The following is a 2,803-nucleotide window of genomic DNA, read 5'->3' as shown; positions in this document are numbered from 1 at the left end:
CTCGACCGGAACAAACGGAGCTATGCTCGCTTCGCCGTGCCTGCAAAGCTCCTTGCGCCACCTGAACAGCTGGCTCACATGAAGTCCGGCCAGGCGAGCTACCTCGGAAACGCTGGCGCCGGGCGCGAGCGACGCCGCAACAAGCCGCTCCTTCTCGTCTTGCGACCACCGGCGCCGCCGCTCGACCGATGTGATCACCTCCGCCCTCGAAATCGTCATAGCGCTTCTCCTAGGATTACCCCTAGGACCTGCAGCCATCGCGCCCGTCAAACAAGGCGGCCCTCAATGGAGGGATACAAAAGTCCTCAAGTCTCGCGTCTAGCTTACCGGCGCGACATGCCTTTCAGCTCCGCCCGACGCCTGGCGACGAGGTGTCGCGTCGCCGCGAGCAATCGCTGTCGCTCATCGCCGAAGCCGCCATCGCGTCCTTCCTGTCCCCCGACGCCGACGAGCGACGGGACGCCCCTATTGCCAAGCGACTTGATCAGGTCGATCGCCGCATTGCGCGGCTTGAGCGCGACATCGGGGTCTCGGTCGAGACCTTAGCGTTGTTCGTTCGCTTCTGGCTCACGACGACACCGCCGCTTCCCGAGCCCGCTGCAAAGGCGGCGAGGGCGCAGGGGGGCGCGGTGGGACAATTTCGTTGCGGCACTCGGGCGACCGCTCAGTCAAAGGCCGAAGCTGCGACAGGAGATCCCGGACGATATTCAGAAGGACGAGCATTCGTGAGGGCAGTCGCTCAAAGCCCGCTAGACGAACAATCCAGTACCCGTGGGCGGTTCAAGATAGTGCATCGCAAGCTGCTTCTGCGAGAAAGCCGGCCGTGTGCAGCCGATATCCTGGCTGGCTCTATCGTAAACTTCTCAAAGCGTGGGTGAAACCGAGGCTCACGCCTAAATATCGCTTCCGCGATCAAGTCCTGCGCCTTTCACAGTTGAAGCTAAAGCACGAGACAACCTATGCCCAGCGGATTGCGCGCTGCCCACAGAAGGATTCTAGCACATCGAGCAGCTCCATTTGGAGCGTTCGCAGCTACGCATCTGACTCCAGATACTAAACCAATTGCAAGTATCTAATTAGCCCTGGGCGCAGAGCGTCCGCGGCGCCAAAATCCGCGAGGTGTTCGGATAGTGCGGCGGGTTTCAGCTCTTGACGCCTAATGCCCAATCCTTAGCAGCATACCAACATCGTCCCTTCGCCCGTTGCTTCCAATAGAGGGTTGAAACGTTCTGCCATCCCTTGGAGGCAAGTGCTTTCCTCAACCGTCTTTCCTCAGACGCTCCGACAGCAGCATCGCTTCCTTCAGCGAAAACAAATGACACCTCGCGTAATGCCTCCGCTGCAAACTCCTTTCTCCGACGTCTGACTAACAATGCGACAGCATGCATCGCATGTCGTCCTACAAACCGGGCTTCCGCTTCGGGAGTTCCAAGAGGAAATAGAAGACGTCCGCCGTCTTTGAGATTTTCGATCCAGGTGACAGCTGGCCGGCTTACCGCAAAGTTGACGTAAATGAGATCAGCCAATGGAAGTGCGCAGTTCTTGCCGTCGGCATTCAAAACTTCAACGTTTCCCCAAAGTCTCAGGTTCTCCCTTGCGAATTTCGCCAATGACTTGTCGTATTCGATAGCCAGCACTCGCCCCTTTTTGCCGACTAGTTCGGCAAGAATGGCGCTGAAATACCCCGTTCCCGCGCCTACGTGGACAACGGTCGCCCCTGGTAGTGGTCCGACTCTGTGCATCAACCACGCGTGAAGCGACGGACTACCATTGTTAACTCCGCGTTTTGGATCAAGGGAGATGACAACATCTTGGTAAAGAAGTGTGGGGTCGTTCGTCGGCAAACGCAAATGAGGAGCCCATGGAGTCACTGCGTGCCACCGACGGCCTACAAGAAAGTGTTCTCGCGGAACAGCCGAAAATGCCTTTTCTAATTTCTTGTCCCTATCTGCTCCGACCATGGCCAGTATCTGCCGGGCATACAGTTGTCTTACTTCGCGAATATTCATGCCTCTACCCTTGTGTCGCAAAAGTGGCGCACGCAAACATGCACCCGAGCCTAGATCATAATTGTAGGATAAGATCTCCCAGTTAAGCGAAATCAATTGAATTTGAGTGTCTGCTTGAGGCGGGCTCATCGGTGCTTGCCACATGTTCGGTCGCATGACGAATTACTGTGAGAAGGCGATTGTAGCGGAACCGCCGGTGGGCCGCAGCCAGTTCGCGCAGGGGTATGTACGACTGCCTCATCAACTCGCCCGCCGCGATAGCGCACTGATGTGGGACTTTGCACTTCCGCCGTTCGCTCACCTCAAGGTGGTCGGCAGCGGTGCACCAGCCTCTCGCCTTGCGGCTTCCGCCACTATCTTTTCTTCTTCAAGGTCCTGGAGCATGGGCGCTTCTAGAGCGCCGTCCCGGCCACGCTTGGCGTCTGGCACTTCCAAGCCACCGTATTGGCTCTCCACCTTGTAGAAGGTCGCGCTGAAGATCCCGTGCTTGGTGGCAGACTGAGCTGGCCCCGGTTGTCTGAACAGAATATCCGCGTCGATAAGTGGAGCCTCTGCCGGGGTTAGGCTGCCGTGCGGAGCGGCAGCGGGGTGAAGTAGGCTTGATCCGGTGTGCTGCCGTCAAGGCTCGAATGTGGACGGCGGCAATTGTAGAAGTCCAGATAGCGGCCAATCGAGGCGCGAGCGTCGCTGACGCTGTCGTAGGCCCGCAGATACACCTCCTCGTATTTGACGCTGCGCCACAGCCGCTCAACGAACACGTTGTCCCGCCAGGCGCCCCGGCCGTCCATACTGAT

At 58.2% G+C, this 2,803-nt stretch carries 3 protein-coding genes and 1 pseudogene; 1 reads left to right on the top strand and 3 read right to left on the bottom strand.

Going from position 1 to position 2,803, the window contains the following annotated elements:
• Positions 1 to 219, bottom strand: a 219-nt coding sequence (locus tag E4K64_RS39370; RefSeq protein ID WP_167767822.1) for a transposase, incomplete at its 3' end; no start/stop codon positions are given.
• A 152-nt stretch (positions 220 to 371) separates the two neighbouring features.
• Here E4K64_RS39370 and E4K64_RS41550 point away from each other — a divergent pair.
• Positions 372 to 729: pseudogene (locus E4K64_RS41550) on the top strand (CopG family transcriptional regulator).
• Between the two features lie 413 nt (positions 730 to 1,142).
• Here the strand turns inward: E4K64_RS41550 and E4K64_RS39360 are convergent.
• Both E4K64_RS39360 and E4K64_RS39355 read right to left on the bottom strand, forming a co-directional pair.
• Positions 1,143 to 2,009 (bottom strand): protein-L-isoaspartate O-methyltransferase family protein, encoded by an 867-nt coding sequence (locus tag E4K64_RS39360; RefSeq protein WP_135167615.1) that lies wholly within the window; start codon positions 2,007 to 2,009, stop codon positions 1,143 to 1,145.
• Between the two features lie 560 nt (positions 2,010 to 2,569).
• On the bottom strand, positions 2,570 to 2,803 hold a 234-nt coding region (locus tag E4K64_RS39355; protein ID WP_135161597.1), incomplete at its 5' end, for an integrase core domain-containing protein.

Source organism: Bradyrhizobium frederickii, from assembly GCF_004570865.1.
In the GTDB taxonomy this organism is placed as follows: Bacteria; Pseudomonadota; Alphaproteobacteria; order Rhizobiales; family Xanthobacteraceae; genus Bradyrhizobium; species Bradyrhizobium frederickii.
Note: the sequence above shows the minus strand (reverse complement) of the source record. Positions and strands in the feature narration are given on the sequence as shown.